This is a genomic window from Lysinibacillus sp. K60 (genome assembly GCF_019731275.1).
In the GTDB taxonomy this organism is placed as follows: domain Bacteria; phylum Bacillota; class Bacilli; order Bacillales_A; family Planococcaceae; genus Lysinibacillus; species Lysinibacillus capsici.
Genome location: NZ_JAASJR010000002.1, coordinates 365,094 through 383,834, shown reverse-complemented (window position 1 = coordinate 383,834; position 18,741 = coordinate 365,094). Strand labels below are relative to the sequence as shown.

At 38.5% G+C, this 18,741-nt stretch carries 19 protein-coding genes; 3 read left to right on the top strand and 16 right to left on the bottom strand.

Features of this window, described 5'->3' with window-relative positions; translation table 11 throughout:
• Positions 1-113: 113 nt before the first annotated feature.
• From spo0A to nusB, 12 genes are all read right to left on the bottom strand, one after another.
• Positions 114-905 carry a sporulation transcription factor Spo0A gene (gene spo0A, locus HCH28_RS05680; RefSeq protein ID WP_016993890.1) on the bottom strand — a complete coding sequence of 264 codons (792 nt, stop codon included), beginning with the start codon at positions 903-905 and terminating at the stop codon, positions 114-116.
• Positions 906-1,290: 385 nt separating this feature from the next.
• Entirely contained in the window at positions 1,291-2,238 is a 948-nt protein-coding gene (locus HCH28_RS05675; RefSeq protein WP_009370207.1) for a SpoIVB peptidase S55 domain-containing protein, read from the bottom strand.
• A gap of 122 nt (positions 2,239-2,360) precedes the next feature.
• Positions 2,361-4,052 (bottom strand): DNA repair protein RecN, encoded by a 1,692-nt coding sequence (recN, locus tag HCH28_RS05670; RefSeq protein WP_221680171.1) that lies wholly within the window; start codon positions 4,050-4,052, stop codon positions 2,361-2,363.
• A gap of 33 nt (positions 4,053-4,085) precedes the next feature.
• Positions 4,086-4,535, bottom strand: a complete 450-nt coding sequence (gene ahrC / locus HCH28_RS05665) for a transcriptional regulator AhrC/ArgR (RefSeq protein ID WP_004231170.1) — start codon at positions 4,533-4,535, stop codon at positions 4,086-4,088.
• A 100-nt stretch (positions 4,536-4,635) separates the two neighbouring features.
• Positions 4,636-5,454: a TlyA family RNA methyltransferase gene (locus HCH28_RS05660; protein ID WP_221680170.1), complete on the bottom strand. Its 819-nt coding sequence runs from the start codon at positions 5,452-5,454 to the stop codon at positions 4,636-4,638.
• Positions 5,454-7,355 carry a 1-deoxy-D-xylulose-5-phosphate synthase gene (gene dxs, locus HCH28_RS05655; RefSeq protein ID WP_221680169.1) on the bottom strand — a complete coding sequence of 634 codons (1,902 nt, stop codon included), beginning with the start codon at positions 7,353-7,355 and terminating at the stop codon, positions 5,454-5,456. Before dxs ends, HCH28_RS05660 begins: the two co-directional genes overlap by 1 nt.
• Positions 7,356-7,518: 163 nt before the next feature.
• The gene (locus HCH28_RS05650; protein WP_221680168.1) at positions 7,519-8,400 is read right to left on the bottom strand and encodes a polyprenyl synthetase family protein; all 882 of its coding nucleotides are present in this window, start codon (positions 8,398-8,400) and stop codon (positions 7,519-7,521) included.
• Positions 8,401-8,403: 3 nt separating this feature from the next.
• The gene (gene xseB, locus HCH28_RS05645; RefSeq protein WP_008179899.1) at positions 8,404-8,637 is read right to left on the bottom strand and encodes an exodeoxyribonuclease VII small subunit; all 234 of its coding nucleotides are present in this window, start codon (positions 8,635-8,637) and stop codon (positions 8,404-8,406) included.
• Complete coding sequence (xseA, locus tag HCH28_RS05640) at positions 8,634-9,992, bottom strand: exodeoxyribonuclease VII large subunit (RefSeq protein WP_221680167.1); 1,359 nt, start codon at positions 9,990-9,992, stop codon at positions 8,634-8,636. The genes xseB and xseA overlap by 4 nt, the downstream gene beginning before the upstream one ends.
• 230 nt (positions 9,993-10,222) lie before the next feature.
• Positions 10,223-11,038, bottom strand: a complete 816-nt coding sequence (locus HCH28_RS05635) for an undecaprenyl-diphosphate phosphatase (RefSeq protein ID WP_221680166.1) — start codon at positions 11,036-11,038, stop codon at positions 10,223-10,225.
• Positions 11,039-11,167: 129 nt separating this feature from the next.
• Complete coding sequence (folD, locus tag HCH28_RS05630) at positions 11,168-12,022, bottom strand: bifunctional methylenetetrahydrofolate dehydrogenase/methenyltetrahydrofolate cyclohydrolase FolD (protein WP_221680165.1); 855 nt, start codon at positions 12,020-12,022, stop codon at positions 11,168-11,170.
• 31 nt (positions 12,023-12,053) lie between these two features.
• The gene (gene nusB, locus HCH28_RS05625) at positions 12,054-12,437 is read right to left on the bottom strand and encodes a transcription antitermination factor NusB (protein ID WP_004231146.1); all 384 of its coding nucleotides are present in this window, start codon (positions 12,435-12,437) and stop codon (positions 12,054-12,056) included.
• Between the two features lie 385 nt (positions 12,438-12,822).
• Here nusB and HCH28_RS05620 point away from each other — a divergent pair, with 385 nt between their 5' ends.
• On the top strand, positions 12,823-13,725 hold the full coding sequence (locus HCH28_RS05620; protein ID WP_004231145.1) for a MerR family transcriptional regulator: 903 nt from the start codon (positions 12,823-12,825) through the stop codon (positions 13,723-13,725).
• Between the two features lie 129 nt (positions 13,726-13,854).
• The gene (locus HCH28_RS05615; protein WP_221680164.1) at positions 13,855-15,024 is read left to right on the top strand and encodes an MFS transporter; all 1,170 of its coding nucleotides are present in this window, start codon (positions 13,855-13,857) and stop codon (positions 15,022-15,024) included.
• 92 nt (positions 15,025-15,116) lie between these two features.
• On the opposite strand, the gene HCH28_RS05610 is transcribed toward HCH28_RS05615, so the two are convergent.
• Positions 15,117-15,527: an Asp23/Gls24 family envelope stress response protein gene (locus HCH28_RS05610; RefSeq protein ID WP_004231142.1), complete on the bottom strand. Its 411-nt coding sequence runs from the start codon at positions 15,525-15,527 to the stop codon at positions 15,117-15,119.
• A gap of 111 nt (positions 15,528-15,638) precedes the next feature.
• Positions 15,639-15,965: a nucleoside triphosphate pyrophosphohydrolase gene (locus tag HCH28_RS05605; protein WP_221680163.1), complete on the bottom strand. Its 327-nt coding sequence runs from the start codon at positions 15,963-15,965 to the stop codon at positions 15,639-15,641.
• A 103-nt stretch (positions 15,966-16,068) separates the two neighbouring features.
• Between HCH28_RS05605 and HCH28_RS05600 the strand changes: the two genes are divergently transcribed.
• On the top strand, positions 16,069-16,476 hold the full coding sequence (locus HCH28_RS05600; protein WP_221680162.1) for a hypothetical protein: 408 nt from the start codon (positions 16,069-16,071) through the stop codon (positions 16,474-16,476).
• A 183-nt stretch (positions 16,477-16,659) separates the two neighbouring features.
• Here the strand turns inward: HCH28_RS05600 and accC are convergent, their stop codons facing one another.
• Positions 16,660-18,027 carry an acetyl-CoA carboxylase biotin carboxylase subunit gene (accC, locus tag HCH28_RS05595; RefSeq protein ID WP_004231135.1) on the bottom strand — a complete coding sequence of 456 codons (1,368 nt, stop codon included), beginning with the start codon at positions 18,025-18,027 and terminating at the stop codon, positions 16,660-16,662.
• 14 nt (positions 18,028-18,041) lie between these two features.
• A complete protein-coding gene (gene accB / locus HCH28_RS05590) occupies positions 18,042-18,542 on the bottom strand; it encodes an acetyl-CoA carboxylase biotin carboxyl carrier protein (protein WP_221680161.1) in 501 nt (166 codons plus the stop codon).
• Positions 18,543-18,741: the final 199 nt, after the last annotated feature.

Below are 18,741 nucleotides of genomic sequence, written 5' to 3'. Positions count from 1 at the left end.
CCACAGTATTTGTTCAAGTAACAAAAAAAGCGCCCCTTTAAACAATAAGATTTAAAAAGGCGCTATACTATGCGAAGTATAATTGCTGTATATGTTAATGATATATATCGGTACTAGCTAGCCATCATATCAATACGAATTTTGTCTGCGATCATAGCGATGAATTCGCTATTTGTTGGTTTGGATTTCAAGTGATGGACTGTATAGCCAAACATTGACGAAATGGATTCATAATTGCCACGATTCCAGGCTACCTCGATGGCGTGACGAATCGCACGTTCTACACGGGATGGTGTCGTATTAAATTTTTTGGCGATTTCTGGATATAAAATTTTTGTCACAGATCCTAATAATTCAATATCCTCAAAGACCATTTGAATGGCTTCACGCAAATAGGAGTAGCCTTTAATATGTGCAGGTACACCGATTTCTTTAATGATGGCTGTAATCGTGCTGTCTAATTGATGCTGATTTAATTTTTGAGGTACTGTCGGTTGTAATACGCTTGTCTTTTTCGGAAGTGTCGCCTTCTGTCCAGCACAATGTAAAATCTTTTGTACCAATTGGTCGAATTCAAAGGGCTTTAGCATGAAATAAGAAGCTCCTAGATCCACCGCCTGTTTCATGACATCCTCTTGGCCAAAAGCCGTTAGCATAATGACTTGAATTGATGACATTTTTTCATTTTGATACATGGACTCTAATACAGCTAAACCGTCAAGATGAGGCATTATTATATCTAGAAGTAAAATATCTGGTGTAAATTCCTCAAGCATTTGTAGACATACTTTTCCATTTGAAGCAGTTGCAATAATTTCTATTTCGGCATGTCCTTGAAAATACTGCTCCATTGTTTTTAATAACTCACGATTATCATCTGCAATCGCTACTTTTACCTTTGTCATTTTCAATTCCTCCTTCTGGACTTGCTTTGAACACCTCAAAGCGATAACCTAAACCCCTAAATGCCGTTTTTGGCACACTGTGGAATTTTCGACATTTTTGTTTTAAAAACCTTTTCTATTTCCAAAAATGAGTATGTAGTCCGATACTTTCTTTTAATATCGACAAGTTACGCTAAATGACGCGACTTGTCGAATGCTCTTATAACTTATTTTAGATAAATTTAGTAGATAAAACTACAGTTTTTTTAAATATCATGCCTTCTTCAGGAAATTATCGGAAATACATGTTGGTTTCGATGAAATAAGGGTAAAAAATCCGTGTAGTTTCCCGCGGCTTTTGTCCTGCCTGGGGAAATTTAAACGGATTTTTACCTTTCATACCTTTTTATGAAGACCTTCTTAACATTTCCGCTACTGTTAGCGCTGCACCTTTTTTCGGCTCCTCCACAAACATATGTGTCACAGCTCCGACAAAACGACCGTCTTGGATAATAGGACTGCCACTCATTCCCTGCAAAATGCCACCTGTTTTTTCAATGAGCTTCTCGTCAGATACTATAAATTCAAGGCGTTCATTTTCCACTTTGGTAATTTCTATTGAAAAGGTTTCCACCTTACTGCCTTCAATGGCTGTATAGATTTCAGCTTTCCCCGTTTTTATATCTTTTTCATGCATAATTTCTATCGCTTTGGGTAATCTTTGTTGATAACCGTCTTCCCAGCGGCCAAAAATACCATAAATAGTATTTTTATCTATACTACCTAGACGTTCTTGATGCTTTTCAATGGAGGAAATTTTATAGCCTGGTTGGCCTGGTGTGCTTTTTCGGATTTGCTGAATAGAAGCTAAAAAAATGGAGCCAGCTCTAAAAACAGGGGCTTCTTGTAGGGTTGAATCGACAATTTGATGACCTAGTGCACCGTAATTTTTTGTCTCTGGATCAATATAAGTCAGTGTTCCTACTCCATCTGTTTCATCTTTTAAAAAGGAAATGACATGCTCTGCTTCTTGGTTTTGTAATTCCAATGTAATTTGTTGGCCTTCACTATTGATCGTCCATTTCTGTTGGCCATCTTTTGCCACAGCCTGCTTGGCATCAGCAAGGGATTTTACTGGTATATCGTTTATTTTTTCAATAACTGCGCCTCCTTTCATCCACTGATTGGAAGCTAACAGTACATCGTGTGCGACAAATACATGTGACAATTGAAGTTGAATTCCAATTGCTTCGCCCATCGGTATAAGCTTTTTGGCGGCTAAAGCTTGTATAGGCATCACTAATAAAAAGATGAGCATAGGCAAAATGACTAATTGACGCCAATGACGATTCATACGACACCTCCTTTTCATTTTTGTCTTTTTACTATGTGTTGTTGTGACGTTCTTATAAGCGGTAAATATTTGCGCAAAATGAAAAAAGCCAGAAACAGCTGAAACTGTTTCTGGAATAATGGTTAACGCATTTGTTTTTTTCGTTCATCTGCCATTTTTAAAAGCTCCGTGGCATGCTGTAGTGTCAAAGCTGTAATTTCAGTTCCAGACATCATACGGCTAACTTCCTCTATACGAGCATCTTGATCAATTTCTGATAAGGAAGTAAACGTTCGATCATGTTCGACTTCTTTTTTGATGAAGTAATGATGATCAGCCATCGCTGCAACTTGAGGTAAATGTGAAATACATAAAACTTGAGAATTAACAGAAATTGCGGCAATTTTCTCTGCAATCGCTTGCGCAACACGACCACTAACACCTGTATCCACCTCATCAAATATAATGGAAGTAATTCCATTGGAAGAAGAGAAAATGGTTTTCAATGCTAGCATCATTCGTGATAACTCTCCGCCTGATGCAATTTTCGGTAAAGACTTTGGTGGCTCCCCAACGTTTGTGGAAATGTAGAAGATAATTTGATCTTTCCCATTTGCGTCGAAATAGGGTAATTCATCGAAATTGACAATAAATTTTGCTTTTTCCATATGTAATTCACGTAGCTCTGCCATAATTGCTTCACTCAATTGTTGGGCTGCAGCTTTACGTACAGTTGAAAGTTCACTAGCCAGCTCATTGAGTACAACTTCCATCTCTAACACACGTCGTTCTTTCACCTGCAAAATCTCATCACGATTCAACAGCTCATTTAACTCGTTTTTAATTTTTTCATAATAAGCCAAGATCTCTTCCACTGTCGAACCATATTTGCGTTTTAAAGTTTGCAACAACGCTAATCGCTGCTCAACCTCGTTTAAACGCGCAGGGTCAAATTCTAATTCATCTAACACATTTTTGACCTGATAGGCTGCATCCTGTAATGCATAAAACGCAGTTGTAACTGCCTCAGATGATTCTTTGAATTGCTCATCAACCGTTGCAGCATCTTCTAAAGCACCCATTGCCGTTCCGATCCAATCAAGCCCTTTTGTTTCACCTTGAATGGCTTCATAGGCTGCACTAGAGCGTTCAAAAATTTTATTAAAATTCATCAGACGACGGCGTTCGTCTAGTAGCTCGTCTTCCTCACCTAACTTTAAATTAGCTTCGTCCAACTCTTTAATTTGAAATTGATACAAATCGATACGTTGTGCCATCAACTGCTCATCAATGGATATCGAAGCTAAGTCTTTTTTGAGCAAACGGTATTCATCGTATTGCGCTCGATAGGTTTTTTGAATCGGCGACAACTCTTCTTCTGCAAATTGATCAAGCAAATTGATGTGCTGCTTTTCATCCATTAGCTCTTGATTTTCATGTTGGCCATGAATATCAATGAGACTTGCCCCAATGTCTCTTAGTACCGATAAAGGCACAAGCTTACCATTCACTCGGCAAATACTTTTACCAGTATCATTCAAATCTCGACGTAAAATAATTGTATCTTCTTCTATTTCAATGCCTGCTTCTTCTAACTTTTTCAGAACAGGATGAACTGAACTCGAAATTTGAAATAAGCCACCCAATTCTGCTTTTCTTGCGCCATGACGAATAAATTCAGTGTTACCTCGTCCACCTGCAAGTAAATGCACCGCATCAATGATAATGGATTTTCCGGCACCTGTTTCCCCAGTGAGAACTGTTAAGCCTTCTAAAAAGCTGACAGTCAAATCCTCAATGATGGCAAAGTTTCGAATACTAAGCTCTCTTAACACAAATTGTCACCTCTAAATCAAATTAACCATTTTTTATAGCATGTCTAATAAACGATTTTTTGTATTTTCACGCTCATTTTCATTTCGACAAATAATTAAAATGGTATCATCTCCAGAAATTGTACCTAAAATTTCCGGCCAATCTAAATGGTCAAGTAAGGAAGCAATGGCATTCGCATTCCCTGGAAGAGCTTTCATGACTAAAAAATGTGATGCCCCATCAATACTTACAAAAGCATCCGCTAATGCACGATGTAATTTTTGGACTGGATTGAAACGTTGATCTGCGGGTAGGCTATATTTATAGCGCCCATCCTGTAATGGTACTTTTACTAAATGAAGCTCTTTTATATCTCGTGATACTGTAGCTTGTGTCACATTATAGCCTGCTTCTTTTAAAAAATCGACTAAATCATCTTGTGTTTCAATTTCATGATTGGCGATAATATCCCGAATCCGTATATGTCGTTGTCCTTTATTCAACGAAATCACCTCTTATAAATAATTGTATATGTGTATAATCACACTACCATTTTCCACAAAAAAGCACAAGAAAAAACACGGCTCTATAAGCGAGCACGTGTTATTTTAAAGTATTATGCGCTTCTTCAACGAGTGCATTAAAAGCTGTATATGCAGGTAGCACTTCTTGTCCAATAGGATTCACTAAATGGAATAAAAATTCAATATTCCCTTCTCCACCTGTGATTGGAGAGAACGAAGCATCTTTTACTACAAAACCAATATCAGTTGCCATTGCAGCTGTTTTTTCCAAAACTTCTAAATGTACTTTTTTATCACGCACAATTCCTTTTTTACCTACTTTATCTTTCCCAGCTTCAAACTGAGGCTTCACCAAAGCCATAACATCCCCGCCTGGCAGCAATAATGTTTTTAATACCGGTAAAATCAGTGATAACGAAATAAAGCTAACATCGATTGTTGCAAAATCAGGTAAACCTTCTGATAAATCGGCTGCCGTTGTATAGCGAAAATTCGTTTTCTCCATTACTGTCACTCGTTCATCGGAGCGAATTTTCCATGCTAATTGGTTTGAACCAACATCTAGTGCATAGCAATGTCTTGCTCCATGTTGTAAGGCACAATCTGTAAAGCCACCTGTAGAGGAGCCAATGTCAAGCATTAGCTTCCCTTCTACAGACATATCAAAAATTTGTAGCGCCTTTTCTAATTTAAGGCCTCCACGACTCACATATTTTAAATCTGAGCCCTTTACTTGTAGCGGTGCATCGACGGCAATTTTCTCGCCTGCCTTATCAATTCGTATTTCATTTGAAAAGACAAGGCCTGCCATAATGGACCGTTTTGCTTTTTCTCTTGTTTCACATAGTCCACGCTCTACAAGTAAAATATCTACTCGTTCTTTTGGTTGTTTTGTCATTATTTATTCAAACCCACTTGCTGTTTTTGTTGAAGTAATACGTGCATACGTGCAACCGTATCTTCTGCTGTCATATGAATTTCCGCGAGTAGCTGATCTACGTTGCCATGCTCAATATATTGATCTGGGATGCCCATTCGATCAACTAACGCATTTAAATAGCCGTGGTCATGAGCAAACTCTAATACACCACTACCAAATCCACCCTGTAGAACAGCTTCTTCAATTGTTAAAATCGGTTTTTGACTAGATAATATACAGTGTAGCATGTCTTCATCCATCGGTTTGATAAAGCGAGCATTGACCACTTCAATATCGATTCCTTGTTGCGCAAGCATTTCAGCAGCAGCCATTGCCATTGGAATCGTTGTTCCAAATGTCAAAATAGATGCGTCTTTGCCCTCACGTAAAACTTCCCAGCTACCAATTGGTAAAGCTATCAGCTCATCATCTAATGGCACACCCATTCCATTACCACGTGGATAACGAAGTGCAATTGGACCACCATCATAATCAATCGCTGTTTTTACCATATGTTGCCCTTCATTCTCATCCTTTGGCATCATGATTGTCATGTTTGGAATATGACGAAGGAAAGCAATATCAAATACACCTTGATGTGTTTCCCCATCTGCTCCCACTAAACCAGCCCGATCAATACCAATAAAGACATTTAAATTCGGGCGAGCAATATCATGCAAAACTTGGTCATATGCACGTTGCAGGAACGTAGAATAAATCGCTAAAAATGGTTTCATCTTTTGCGTAGCTAATCCTGCAGCCATCGTTGCCGCATGTTGCTCCGCAATCCCTACATCAAAGAAACGATTTGGGAAGTCCTGTTGAATACCTTGTAGCTTTGAACCTACAGGCATGGCAGGTGTAATCGTTACCACTCGCTCATTTTCATGAGCAATTTTACGAACCGTCTCAGCAATTAAACTACTCCAAGCGGGTCCAGTAGTCTCAGACTTCACAAAGGCACCATTTTCAATTTTATAAGGACCTGTTCCATGCCAATTCCCAATTGTATCATCCTCGGCTGGCTTATAGCCCTTTCCTTTTTTCGTAATCACATGAACAAGGACTGGCCCTTTTACTTTTTTCGCGTGTGATAATGTCATTTCAAGCGCTTCAAAATCATGTCCATCAATTGGACCAAGATATTTAAAACCTAGCTCCTCAAAAAACACACCAGATACTACTAAATATTTTAAGCTATCCTTTACGCGTTCAACAGTAGAGGCAAGCTTTCCACCTAATACTGGAATCTTATTAATAAGTGACTCCAGCTCTTCCTTGGCTTTTGAGTATTCCTTGGCTGTACGTAGACGACCTAAAACATTGTGTAATGCGCCAACATTTGGTGCAATCGACATTTCATTATCATTGAGGATGACAATCATATTTGTTTTTGCATGGCCAATATGATTTAATGCCTCAAGTGCCATACCCCCTGTTAAAGCCCCATCTCCAATAATAGGGATAACAAAGTTGTTTTCTTTTTTTATATCACGTGCTGCTGCCATACCCATGGCTGCTGATAAAGATGTCGAGCTATGACCTGTTTCCCACTCATCATGTTCACTCTCCACGCGCTTCGGGAATCCACAAAGCCCTTTGAACTGACGTAGTGTGTCAAATTGACTCGCACGACCTGTTAAAATTTTATGCACGTAAGCTTGGTGGCCAACATCCCACAAAAACTTATCTTTAGGACTGTCAAACATTTTATGCAGCATCATCGTTAACTCAACTACGCCTAAATTCGGCCCGATATGCCCACCTGTGACAGAACATTTTTCGATTAAGAAGGTACGAATTTCTTGGGCAAGCTGCTCAAGCTCCTTCTTATTTAAGTTTTTTAAAAAGGATGGACTAGTTATTTTATTTAAATCCACCTTTCTCACACACCTTTTCAATAAAATATTCACCGCAATTGTGTTTCCACCATTATAGCAGTGTTATCAATATGCTAAAAGTACGAACACTTCATTGTTTACATATTGCAAACGTTCCCACCTATTCTAGCATATTCTTTTCCTTCAACGCCTTGATTTTCTCTTAGTTTTTACGATGAACGATATAAGCAGCAAAGTCACGTAATAGGCTGACATCTATTGGTAATTGATCGAGTGCGTTAATGGCATGTTGATAATGCTCAGCAAGCTTTTCTTTCGCTCCCTCTAGGGTTAAGAGGGCTGGATAAGTGCTTTTATCACTAGCGACATCTTTTCCAGCTGTTTTTCCTAGTTCTTCAGTCGTTCCCTCAATATCTAAAATATCGTCTTGAATTTGGAAAGCTAAACCAATATGATGCGCATATTCTTTCAATGTAGCACGGTCTTGTGCTGATACATCTGCAAGTACGGCTCCCGCTTCAATACTAAAACGCAATAAAGCACCTGTTTTATTGACATGGACTTGTTCCAATTCAGCTAAATTAAGCTGACGTTGCTCCCCTTCCATATCTAGTACTTGACCACCAACCATGCCTTCTGCACCTGCTGCAATGCTTAGCAATTGGACAAGTTCAATACGCTTTTCAGCAGAGATATCCATGCGAGCTAAAATGCCAAATGCCAGTGTGTTTAATGCATCACCAGCAAGCGTAGCCAGCGCTTCTCCATAAACTTTATGATTTGTTGGCTTGCCTCTTCTGAAATCATCATTATCCATGCTTGGTAGATCATCATGGATTAAAGAATACGTATGAATGATTTCAATGACCGAACCGACAATCAAACCGTCCTGAAGATTTTCACGGTAAAGCTCTAGTACCGCTAACACAAAAAGCGGACGAATTCGTTTACCCCCTGCCTTTAATGAATAAAGCATAGATTCCTTTAAATCTGCTGGTGCATCAATTTGTTCAACAAGCGAAAACATCGTCTCTTCAATTTGTGGTGTATTGCTTTCAATAAAGTACTTTAATGGCTCATTCATTTCCTAATTCTCTCCCTTTAGTGGATCAAATGCTGTTGTTTCACCAGTCTCTTGGACAATTGATACAAGCTGCTCCTCAGCATGTTGCAACTTACTATGGCAAAACTTTGATAGCTCCATTCCTTGCTTGTATAAATCAATCGCATTTTCCAATGGCACATCACCCTGTTCTAACTGGCGAACGATTTCTTCTAGTGCCGTCATGGCTTCTGCAAATGTTTGTTGTTTTTCAGTCACAACAATTCCCCCTCATTCTTTGGCAAGATATTCGTCACTTTAGCCACAACCTTTCCATCATGGAAGGTCAATGTCAGTTGATCTTGCTTTTGCACCTCAGTGGATGATTTGATCATTTGCTGATCTTTATATGCTACTGTAAATCCTCTTGTTAGAATAGACAGTGGATTTAAAGCTTCTAATGTTCTAACGGTTGACTCAAATTGTTGTTGCTGTTTTGCCACATAATACGTTGTAGCACGTGATAATTGTTGGATCCGCGCTTCAAGCTCTCTCTGATGAAAAGCAAGTGCCTTTTTGGGTGAATGTTGCTCCACCGTACTATGTAATTGTTGAAGTTGGGTAGCTTTTTTCATCAAGCTCATTTGCATTGCTGCCTGTAATCCTGACTCAAGCTGTGCCAATCTTTCTGTAAAAGGCCGATAAAGTCTTTCTGGCATTGACAATGGATAAGACTGTTGGAGCTTATTTAGACGTTGTCGCTCTGCCATAAGTTGCGACCTAACCATTTGATGAAGCTGTGATTTCTGCGTAAGCACTCGTTGGTAGAGATCCGCCTGATCTGGCACAGCCATCTCAGCAGCAGCTGTTGGAGTAGGTGCACGTAAATCGGCGACATAATCGGCGATCGTTGTATCTGTTTCATGGCCAACCGCACTTATAATAGGGATTCGGCTTTCAAAAATAGCTCTTGCCACAATTTCTTCATTAAAAGCCCATAAATCCTCGATGGAGCCTCCTCCTCGCCCGACAATCAACACATCACAGCTTGCCTCTTGATTAGCCCGTTGAATATTTTGCACAATATTCGGTGCAGCCTGAGCTCCTTGTACTAGGGTTGGATAAATCAAAATTTCAGCAAGTGGGTAACGCCTCTTTAAGGTTGTACAAATATCCCGTATAGCTGCACCAGTTGTTGATGTGAGCACACCAATTTTTTCAGGAAATTTTGGTATCGGTTGTTTCCACTCAGGTTTAAAAAGACCTTCTTTTTGTAATTGCTCTTTTAATTGATTGAAGGCAACAAATAAGCTACCAATGCCGTCCGGTTGCATTTCCTGTACATATAGCTGATAGGTTCCATAGCCTTCGTAAACGTTTACATCCCCTCGGATAAATACTTGCATACCTTCCTTTGGTTCAAACGCTAATTTCGTAGCCGCTGTTTTAAACATCGTCGCAGCTATTCGGGCACCATCATCCTTTAATGTAAAGTAAATATGGCCGGATTGATGAATTTTCACATTCGATAATTCACCTTTTACATACACTTCACGCAAATGTGGATCTGCATCGAATTTTCGTTTAATATATTTTGTTAACGCCTTTACTGTTAAATAAGAAGCAGAGGACATGTTTTCGGCTCCTTTACTAAAATCAAGTTTTTCACAAAACTACACCTATCATAACATTTTTTGCAGTCGTTGAGGTGCCAAAATGCAGTTTCGGTAGAAAAAATGACTGTCTTTCTTCTATCGAAAAACAACTATAACACATTCCTACACGTTCTCACTATTAGAAACCGTATATTATGACAAATAACAAACAAAGCCTCATAACTTCATACGTTATGAGACTTTATATTTTAATAGAATAGTAATAAAAGAGTTCCTACGATAAAACAATAATACGTAAAGTAGCTAAGTTTGCCACTTTTCATAATGCCCATAAACCAACGCATCGCAAAATAAGTCATAATGAGTGTTGCCAAGAAAGTGGCAGCATATGGAAGAGCTAAGGCACCTTTATTCGGCTCGTCTAAAAAATCTGTAATGCCAAGGATTACCCCACCCAAACTTACAGGAATATAAAGCATAAAGGAAAAACGTAAGGCTGTATCCTGCTTCATCCCTACTGCTATGGCGGAAATAATCGTAGCTCCTGAACGGCTAATGCCTGGTGTTAAAGCAACTGCTTGCCCCAACCCTACAATGATGGCATCTTTAGCACGTAAATCTGCATCGTTCTTCTTGCCACGCATATTACGAATTAGCCATAATGCAGTCCCTGTCACAAATAGCATGAGCGCAATCGTCGTCATACTTACGTTATCTGCAATCACATCACTTAATAACACCCCTAAAACGCCAGCAGGAATTGAACCAATGACAATGTAGAGAGCAAAGCGAAAATCCGCGTTATACCGCTTTTCTCTAGTTTTCAAGTAAAGGAAAAAATGAATGATCAGACGAACAATATCCTTACGATAAATATACATAATAGCGAGTAACGAAGCTGTATTTGTTAAGATGGCAAAAGTAAAACCCTGTTCACCTAGTCCCAGCATTTCGCTAGCAATCATTACATGTCCACTCGACGATACAGGAATTGGCTCTGTAAAGCCTTGGACAAGTCCAATAATGATATGCTTGACAATTAACATCATATCGATATTTTCCATAAAAACCTCCTCCTCAGTATGTATGTCCCAAACGTTACATTAGACGACCAAATCGAAGAAAAGTTCTGATTTTACACAACAAAAAAGTCACCTCACACAATGTTGAGATGACTTTCTTCAAAAGGTTTTTTATTTTGCAAGCGTATTTTCAGCTGCTTGCACTGTGTTGAATAGTAACATCGTGATGGTCATTGGTCCTACACCACCTGGTACAGGCGTAATATGAGACGCAATTCCATCTACTTCTGCAAAGTTTACGTCACCGCATAATTTATTGTTGTCATCGCGATTAATGCCTACATCAATAACAACAGCCCCTTCTTTCACGTGCTCTTTCGTAATAAAGTTTGCACGTCCAACTGCAGCAATTAAAATATCTGCTTGTTTTGTAAATGAAGGTAAATCTGGCGTTTTAGAGTGTGTATAGGTTACCGTTGCATCCTTTTGTAGAAGTAGTTGTCCCATTGGTTTACCAACGATATGACTACGACCTACGATTACAGCATGCTTTCCTGCGATTTCAATTCCTGAATACTCAAGAAGCTTCATCACGCCAAACGGTGTACAAGGTAAAAATGTTTCTTGGCCAAGCATCATTTTTCCAACGCTTACAGGTGAGAATCCATCGACATCCTTCTCGACAGCAATCGTTGCAATGACTGTATCCTCATTAATATGTTTTGGGAGTGGTAATTGAACTAAGATACCATGAATATCCTCACGTTGATTTAAAAGCTCAATTTGTGCTAGTAATTCCTCTTGCGTTGTCTCTTCTGGTAATTTAATGAGTTCTGAAAACATACCAATCGCTTCACAAGATTTTTGTTTATTTCTCACATATGTAGCTGATGCCTGGTTGTCTCCAACTAACACAACCGCTAAACCAGGTGTCAATCCTCGTTCTTTCAAACGAATGACACGCTCTGCTACAGCATTACGAATTTCTTGACCAATCTCTTTACCATTAATAATTGCACTTGACATAAACCTTCGTTACTCCTTCCAATTCAACACATTATTCTTGTTCTGTAAATTTAGAAAGTACACCATTGACGAATTTAGATGAACTATCATCGCCAAATGTTTTACATAACTCGATTGCTTCGTTTAGTACTACTCTTTTTGGTGTTTCTGGCATGTATAACAATTCATATACAGCTAAACGTAAAACCGTTCTTTCAATTTTGGGTAGACGGGCAAGTGACCACTTTTCAAGATGCTGTTCTAATGTAGCATCGATTTCCTCCAAATGTTCAGCTGTTCCATTCACGATCTTTTCGTAGAAAGCATTGGTAGGTTGACCTTTAATATGGCCCATTGCTTCTTCAACTGTTAGATCCGTATTGTCTAGCTGAAACAAAACTTGCAACGCTTTTTCGCGTGCTTCATGTCGTTTCATGTAAAGCTCTCCTTCTTAAGTGGCATTAAGGTTTATAATAGCATAAAATCACATGAGAAACACGATTTCAAGCAAGTTTTCAATAATCTGAACCTTTTTCAAGGAACTTTTTGTTTAAGCCCACTTCTCAACGAATAGTAGTATTCAAAAATGAATGTTTCCTGTTCGTAATGGTATAATAAAGAAAAAACTTAAGAGGTGTCACAATGCAACATGAAGCTATATGTCCTAGCTGCAAAAAACATTTAAAATGGTTGACAGAGAAGAACAATATCAACAAATGAAGGAACGTAAATCTCTCCTATTTTACTAGGTGGATTGCAAGCATAAAATTCGTTTTGATGCTATTCGAAACTTTTTTAGCTTTTATTAGTGGAGGCCATTTATGAAGGAACATTATTATACGATAGGTGAGGTTGCCAAACTTTCAAACTTATCGGTTCAGACATTACGTTATTATGATCAAATTGATTTATTTAAGCCTGCTTATATCGATACCTTCACCAATTATCGATATTATAAAGGCAATCAGCTATTCTATTTAGACATTATAAAGTCCCTTAAATATATCGGCGTGACGCTCGATGATATAAAAAAAGCACTTAGATTAACCTCTGAGGAATTGCTTGATTTTTTAGCTCAGCAGGAGCTACGCATCAATGAAAAAATTTCACGTTTAAACGAAGCAAAAAATACTTTACTGAAAACAAAAAAGCAATTACAAGAGCAAATTGATATCCCAGTCTTCGGTGAGATTTATGTGCAGATAGAGGAAGCAATGCCCGTTCTTCAAGTAACCACTACTGAATTAACACCCACATCGAGCACCAGTACATACTATGCCACTTTAATTAAAATCATCGAAAAGGAAGGCAGTGTCTTAAACAGTCGTTATGGTTGTATTTATCCACTAGAGCCTTATAAAGATGTCAATGACATCATTTATGATGCTATTTTCACTCCCCTATTAACGGAGCGCACATTTTCGCAGCTTTCACCAAACATACAACAAACCATTATTCCTGGCGGTAAATATGTATGCATTGCCTTTATTTACGACCCTGATACTTATTTTTCATTTTATGAAAAATTGAGAAATCATGTATTGGCTCAGCAGGAACTATTTGAGTCGCAAGTGTATGAGCTATACATGCCCGCAACGCTCACGATGGAACAAGAAAAGAAATTTATAGTAGAATTAAAGATTAGGCAAAAACAAGAGACACAAAAATGCTCCGAAAAATTAGTGGCGCATTCGTATAACTCTCTACTAGAACTCCCAAACTGATAAAAATTTTAAAAAATAAAAACAAATCTTTTGACCCTATAGTTACTATAGGGTTTATCGTATTACATGGAAATATTCTATTCTAGTAGATTGAAAACATGTATCGCGAACAATTAGAAGGAGAAGTTTATGAGCAAGAAGCAAAATATAACCTTAGCTATTTTATTATCTAATCTTTTCATTGCCTTTTTAGGGATCGGTTTAGTCATCCCTGTTTTACCAACCATCATGAATGAACTGCATATTTCTGGTTCTGTTGTTGGTTATATGGTGGCGGCCTTTGCCATTACACAACTAATTGCATCACCAATTGCAGGTAAGCTTGTTGATACTATTGGCCGCAAAGTTATGATTGTTGCAGGTCTTTTTATTTTTGGGCTTTCTGAGTTTTTATTTGGATTTGGTCGTTCTGTTGAAATTCTTTTTGCCTCTCGTATGTTAGGTGGCGTGAGTGCAGCTTTCATTATGCCAGCCGTAACCGCCTATATAGCTGATATTACGACATTGGCACAGCGCCCTAAGGCACTTGGCTATATGAGTGCAGCCATTAGCACAGGTTTTATTATCGGTCCTGGGATTGGTGGATTTTTGGCTGAAATTGGTACACGTGTCCCATTTTATGCAGCTGGGGTACTTGGTCTGTTCGCAGCTATCCTGTCATTCCTGTTTTTAAAAGAGCCAGCACGTGCTACAGACAATGAAGAAGCAGCACCATCCATGTTAGGTAGTGTCAAGCGTGTGTTTAGTCCACTCTACTTCATACCATTCATTCTTATTTTCGTGTTATCATTTGGCCTCGCTGCATTCGAATCATTGTTTAGCTTGTTCGTTGATCACAAATTTGCGTTTACACCATCGGATATTGCCATAATTATTACAGGAAGTGGTATTGTAGGTGCACTAGCTCAATTAATACTATTTGATTGGCTGACAAAGAAAATGGGTGAGATTAATGTTATTCGTTACTCACTAATCCTTTCAGCAGTATTAACATTCGCCATGACGATCGTGAGTCATTATTTTGCCATCTTATTCGTTACATTCTTTATTTTCGTAGGCTTCGATTTAATTCGACCTGCTGTTACTTCGTATTTATCAAAAATTGCCGGAAATGAACAAGGATTTGTTGGTGGAATGAACTCTATGTTTACAAGTCTTGGTAATATTTTTGGCCCGATCCTAGGTGGTGTATTGTTCGATATCAATCTGAACTATCCATACTACTTTGCTACAATCGTACTGGTGCTTGGCGTCATACTTGCGTTATTCTGGAGAAAGCCAAAGCATATAGAATTATAATAATAGCGATACACATCCACACCCTAGAGAAATCCATATAAAAAGGACTGCCCTTTGATGAACGAATCATCATCGGGCAATCCTTTTCTTTTTTATTCATGCACTACTGTTTCTTCTTTTTCAAAGTGAATACCTGTAATATGCACATTTACTTCTGCTGTTTCTAGTGCCGTCATATTAAAAATAGCCTGACGGATTTGCGTTTGAACTTCTTTTGCTACCTTAGGAATGGCATATCCATATTTCACAGAGCAAAATACATCAATCGCAATTTCACCAGTTTCCGTTACACCTGATTTAATGCCTTTATTGTGTACTTTTTTACCGAAACGTTCTACGACACCCGTCGCAATATTTCCACGAGTTGCAGCAATGCCTTCTACTTCATTAACAGCAATCCCAGCCACAACTTCGATCACCTCTGCCGCTACCTCAATTTTTCCAAGCTCTTCTTTACCAGAAGGTGTTGGTTGTACGAAAGATTGTCCTACTTTCTCTGCCATACAAATATCATCCTTTCCCTTACACATCTCAAACAAGTGCTGTACTTACATTTATTATACTATAAAAAGGAAGGTTTGGCTGTCGAAAGCCGTTTTAATTTAAAACCGACTTTACTGATCCGCTACATCGATTAAATAAATTCCCTTTTCAAATCCTCCACGAGCTTTTCTCTTGTGTTCACGGATCGCTTCTAGCTCCTCAATGCTTACTCCTATCACACCGATAGCCATATGAAGGAGCTCCAGTATATCTGCGAGCTCTTCAACACTTTCTTTTTTATCCTCGGCTTCGTAAAATTCTGTAGCTTCTTCTATCATTTTAGCTTTTATTGCCTTTATCAGCTCACTAGGTTCTAAAATGCGTGCATGATAGGATAAACCCTTCGCTTCCATTACTTCTAAAACTTTATCCCTCACTAGCTTATTATATATAGGCATCCATTGTTTAACTCCTTTTCAGGGGGATTACTATCACTATCTTCTATTATATAGTATTCTTTCTATAATATAGAATTGATTTGAGATAAAGTAGAGGTAGAGTATGTTACAAAAATGGTTGTTTAGTATCGGTGGAGTTGTCCTCATGTTTACAATGCTTTTTTTATTTTTGGGGGATAGAGCTAGTGAAGATACAATGCTTGCGAAAAATATTATGGAAGAAGCAAATAGTGGTACAACAGTAGTTTCACTAAATAAATTAACGGATTTTGATTGGGAAAAAGCGCAAATTTTTGGACCTTATACAACGAAAGATACGATTGAAGAAACAATGGACATACAGTTTAGAGGTAGTACCAGTGGTTTAGATGTACGGGAAGATATTTTCCTTCTTGTATTTGCGAAAGAAGGCCATGCGATAAAGACAGCTGTGCTTTACAGAAACATAGGAGATTATTCAACAAAGAATGGTATGTTAACACCCGATAACGATCTTCTATCTATAAATTAGTACTTTTCACCACTATTCTTTTACTATTGATTACTTCAATTGGTAACGGTTTTAGCTTCTATAACGATCAATTTTCTTCTATGATTGATCTTTCTACCTGCAAGTAAGTCCTCTATCTATTTATGCTTAGACATAAAAAACCTCCTAACTAATAAAAGCTAGGAGGTTTAAACTTGCGAACGCTTACTTCACTTTTTCTGCTACGCCCAATACATCGTTCTCTTCTAGGAACTTCGTATTGAATTGCGCTGATTTGAAGACGTCATTGTTCATTAGTGCTTGGTGGAATGGAATGGTTGTATTAATTCCAGGACCAGATACTTCGAATTCACTTAAAGCGCGGTTCATTTTTGCAATCGCTTCTTCACGTGTATCCGCATGAACAATTAGTTTTGCTACCATTGAATCGTAATATGGTGGGATTGTATAGCCCGCATAGACAGCAGAATCAATACGTACACCATAGCCACCTGGTGTTATATACGTATCAACAGTTCCTGCTGAAGGCATGAAGTTTTTATAGGCATTTTCTGCGTTAATACGGCATTCAATCGCCCAACCATTTAATTTTATATCATCTTGTGTGAATGGAAGCTTCTCACCAGATGCAATTTTTAATTGTTGTTGTACAAGATCTACACCAGAAATCATTTCTGTTACTGGGTGCTCAACCTGAATACGAGTGTTCATTTCCATGAAGTAGAACTTGTCCTCTTGATAGTCATAGATAAACTCGATCGTGCCGGCACCTTCATAGTTACATGCCTGTGCCGCTTTTACTGCTGCCGCACCCATTTCAGCACGACGCTCAGAAGATAAGGCTGGAGATGGAGCTTCCTCTACTAACTTCTGCATACGACGTTGAACCGTACAGTCACGTTCGCCTAAATGTACCACGTTACCGTAGCCATCTGCTAAAACTTGGATTTCACAGTGACGGAAGTACTCGATAAATTTCTCTAAATATACGCCAGGGTTACCGAATGCTGCAGCAGCCTCTTTTTGCGTAATTTCAATACCTTTTACAAGATCTTCTTCTGTACGTGCTACACGGATCCCTTTACCGCCACCACCAGCAGTTGCTTTGATGATGACAGGGTAACCAATTTTAGCAGCCCATTCTTTACCCGTTTCGATATCTGGTACAATACCAGTACCTGGAACAAGTGGAACACCTGCTGCCTCCATTGTTGTACGTGCAACGTCCTTGATGCCCATAATTTTAATAGAATCAGAGGATGGACCGATAAATTTAATGCCAGCGTTTTCACAAGCTTCAGCAAAATCAGCGTTTTCTGATACGAAGCCATATCCTGGGTGGATGCCATCAGCACCTGTCTTTTCAGCTACACTAAGTAGCGCTGGGAAGCTAAGATAAGAATCTTTTGATAGCTTCGGTCCGATGCAATAAGCTTCGTCTGCTAACTTCACATGTAATGCGTCAGCATCTGCTTCAGAGTACACAGCAACCGATTGAATGCCTAACTCTTTACAAGCACGAATGATACGCACAGCGATTTCGCCGCGGTTTGCAATTAAAACTTTTTTCATTTGTTTTGCACTCCTTACTCAGCTTTTACAAGGAATAATGGTTGGCCGTACTCTACTAAGTCGCCATCTTTAACTAGAATTTCAACGATTTCCCCTTGAACTTCTGCTTCGATTTCGTTGAATAATTTCATTGCTTCTACGATACATACAATTGTTTCGTCCCCTACTTTGTCACCCACTTTTACGTATGCAGGAGAATCTGGGTTTGGTGCTTGATAGAAAGTACCGACCATTGGAGATACAATTTTATGTAACGATGGGTCGTTAACTGATGGTGCAGCTGGTGCTGGCGCTTCTTCTTTCGCTGGTGCAGGTGTTACTGCTGGAGCTTCTGCTGGTGCAGATTGTTGTACAACAGGGGCTACTACTTCTTTTTTAGGTGCTACAGTTTCTGTAACAACAACATTATTCTTTTTAAGTTTTACTTTTGCGCCATCTACTTCATACACAAACTCGTCAATTGAAGAAGAATCCACTAATTTGATAATTTCACGAATTTCTTGAATTTTGAACATTTCTAACTCTCCTTATGAATTAAAATCTACTACAATAACTATTCTATATTTTTTCGTATCAATTTGAAATAGTTAAATGAAAATTAAGTAAATATGAACAAAATAAAAGGCTTTCCTTTACTAAGCGAAAGCCTTTTCATGAAGCTGATATATAACAACCTTTTATAAATTAACTAAAAATTTATTTTTTTCTTTATTT

What these genes read in the sequence shown, in the direction of transcription:
- spo0A (WP_016993890.1), bottom strand. Translation starts at nt 905, where the DNA reads ATGACAAAGGTAAAAGTAGCGATTGCAGATGATAATCGTGAGTTATTA.
- HCH28_RS05675 (WP_009370207.1), bottom strand. Translation starts at nt 2,238, where the DNA reads ATGAATCGTCATTGGCGTCAATTAGTCATTTTGCCTATGCTCATCTTT.
- HCH28_RS05660 (WP_221680170.1), bottom strand. Translation starts at nt 5,454, where the DNA reads ATGACAAAACAACCAAAAGAACGAGTAGATATTTTACTTGTAGAGCGT.
- HCH28_RS05650 (WP_221680168.1), bottom strand. Translation starts at nt 8,400, where the DNA reads ATGAATGAGCCATTAAAGTACTTTATTGAAAGCAATACACCACAAATT.
- xseA (WP_221680167.1), bottom strand. Translation starts at nt 9,992, where the DNA reads ATGTCCTCTGCTTCTTATTTAACAGTAAAGGCGTTAACAAAATATATT.
- HCH28_RS05635 (WP_221680166.1), bottom strand. Translation starts at nt 11,038, where the DNA reads ATGGAAAATATCGATATGATGTTAATTGTCAAGCATATCATTATTGGA.
- folD (WP_221680165.1), bottom strand. Translation starts at nt 12,022, where the DNA reads ATGTCAAGTGCAATTATTAATGGTAAAGAGATTGGTCAAGAAATTCGT.
- nusB (WP_004231146.1), bottom strand. Translation starts at nt 12,437, where the DNA reads ATGAAACGACATGAAGCACGCGAAAAAGCGTTGCAAGTTTTGTTTCAG.
- HCH28_RS05620 (WP_004231145.1), top strand. Translation starts at nt 12,823, where the DNA reads ATGAAGGAACATTATTATACGATAGGTGAGGTTGCCAAACTTTCAAAC.
- HCH28_RS05615 (WP_221680164.1), top strand. Translation starts at nt 13,855, where the DNA reads ATGAGCAAGAAGCAAAATATAACCTTAGCTATTTTATTATCTAATCTT.
- HCH28_RS05610 (WP_004231142.1), bottom strand. Translation starts at nt 15,527, where the DNA reads ATGGCAGAGAAAGTAGGACAATCTTTCGTACAACCAACACCTTCTGGT.
- HCH28_RS05605 (WP_221680163.1), bottom strand. Translation starts at nt 15,965, where the DNA reads ATGCCTATATATAATAAGCTAGTGAGGGATAAAGTTTTAGAAGTAATG.
- HCH28_RS05600 (WP_221680162.1), top strand. Translation starts at nt 16,069, where the DNA reads ATGTTACAAAAATGGTTGTTTAGTATCGGTGGAGTTGTCCTCATGTTT.
- accC (WP_004231135.1), bottom strand. Translation starts at nt 18,027, where the DNA reads ATGAAAAAAGTTTTAATTGCAAACCGCGGCGAAATCGCTGTGCGTATC.
- accB (WP_221680161.1), bottom strand. Translation starts at nt 18,542, where the DNA reads ATGTTCAAAATTCAAGAAATTCGTGAAATTATCAAATTAGTGGATTCT.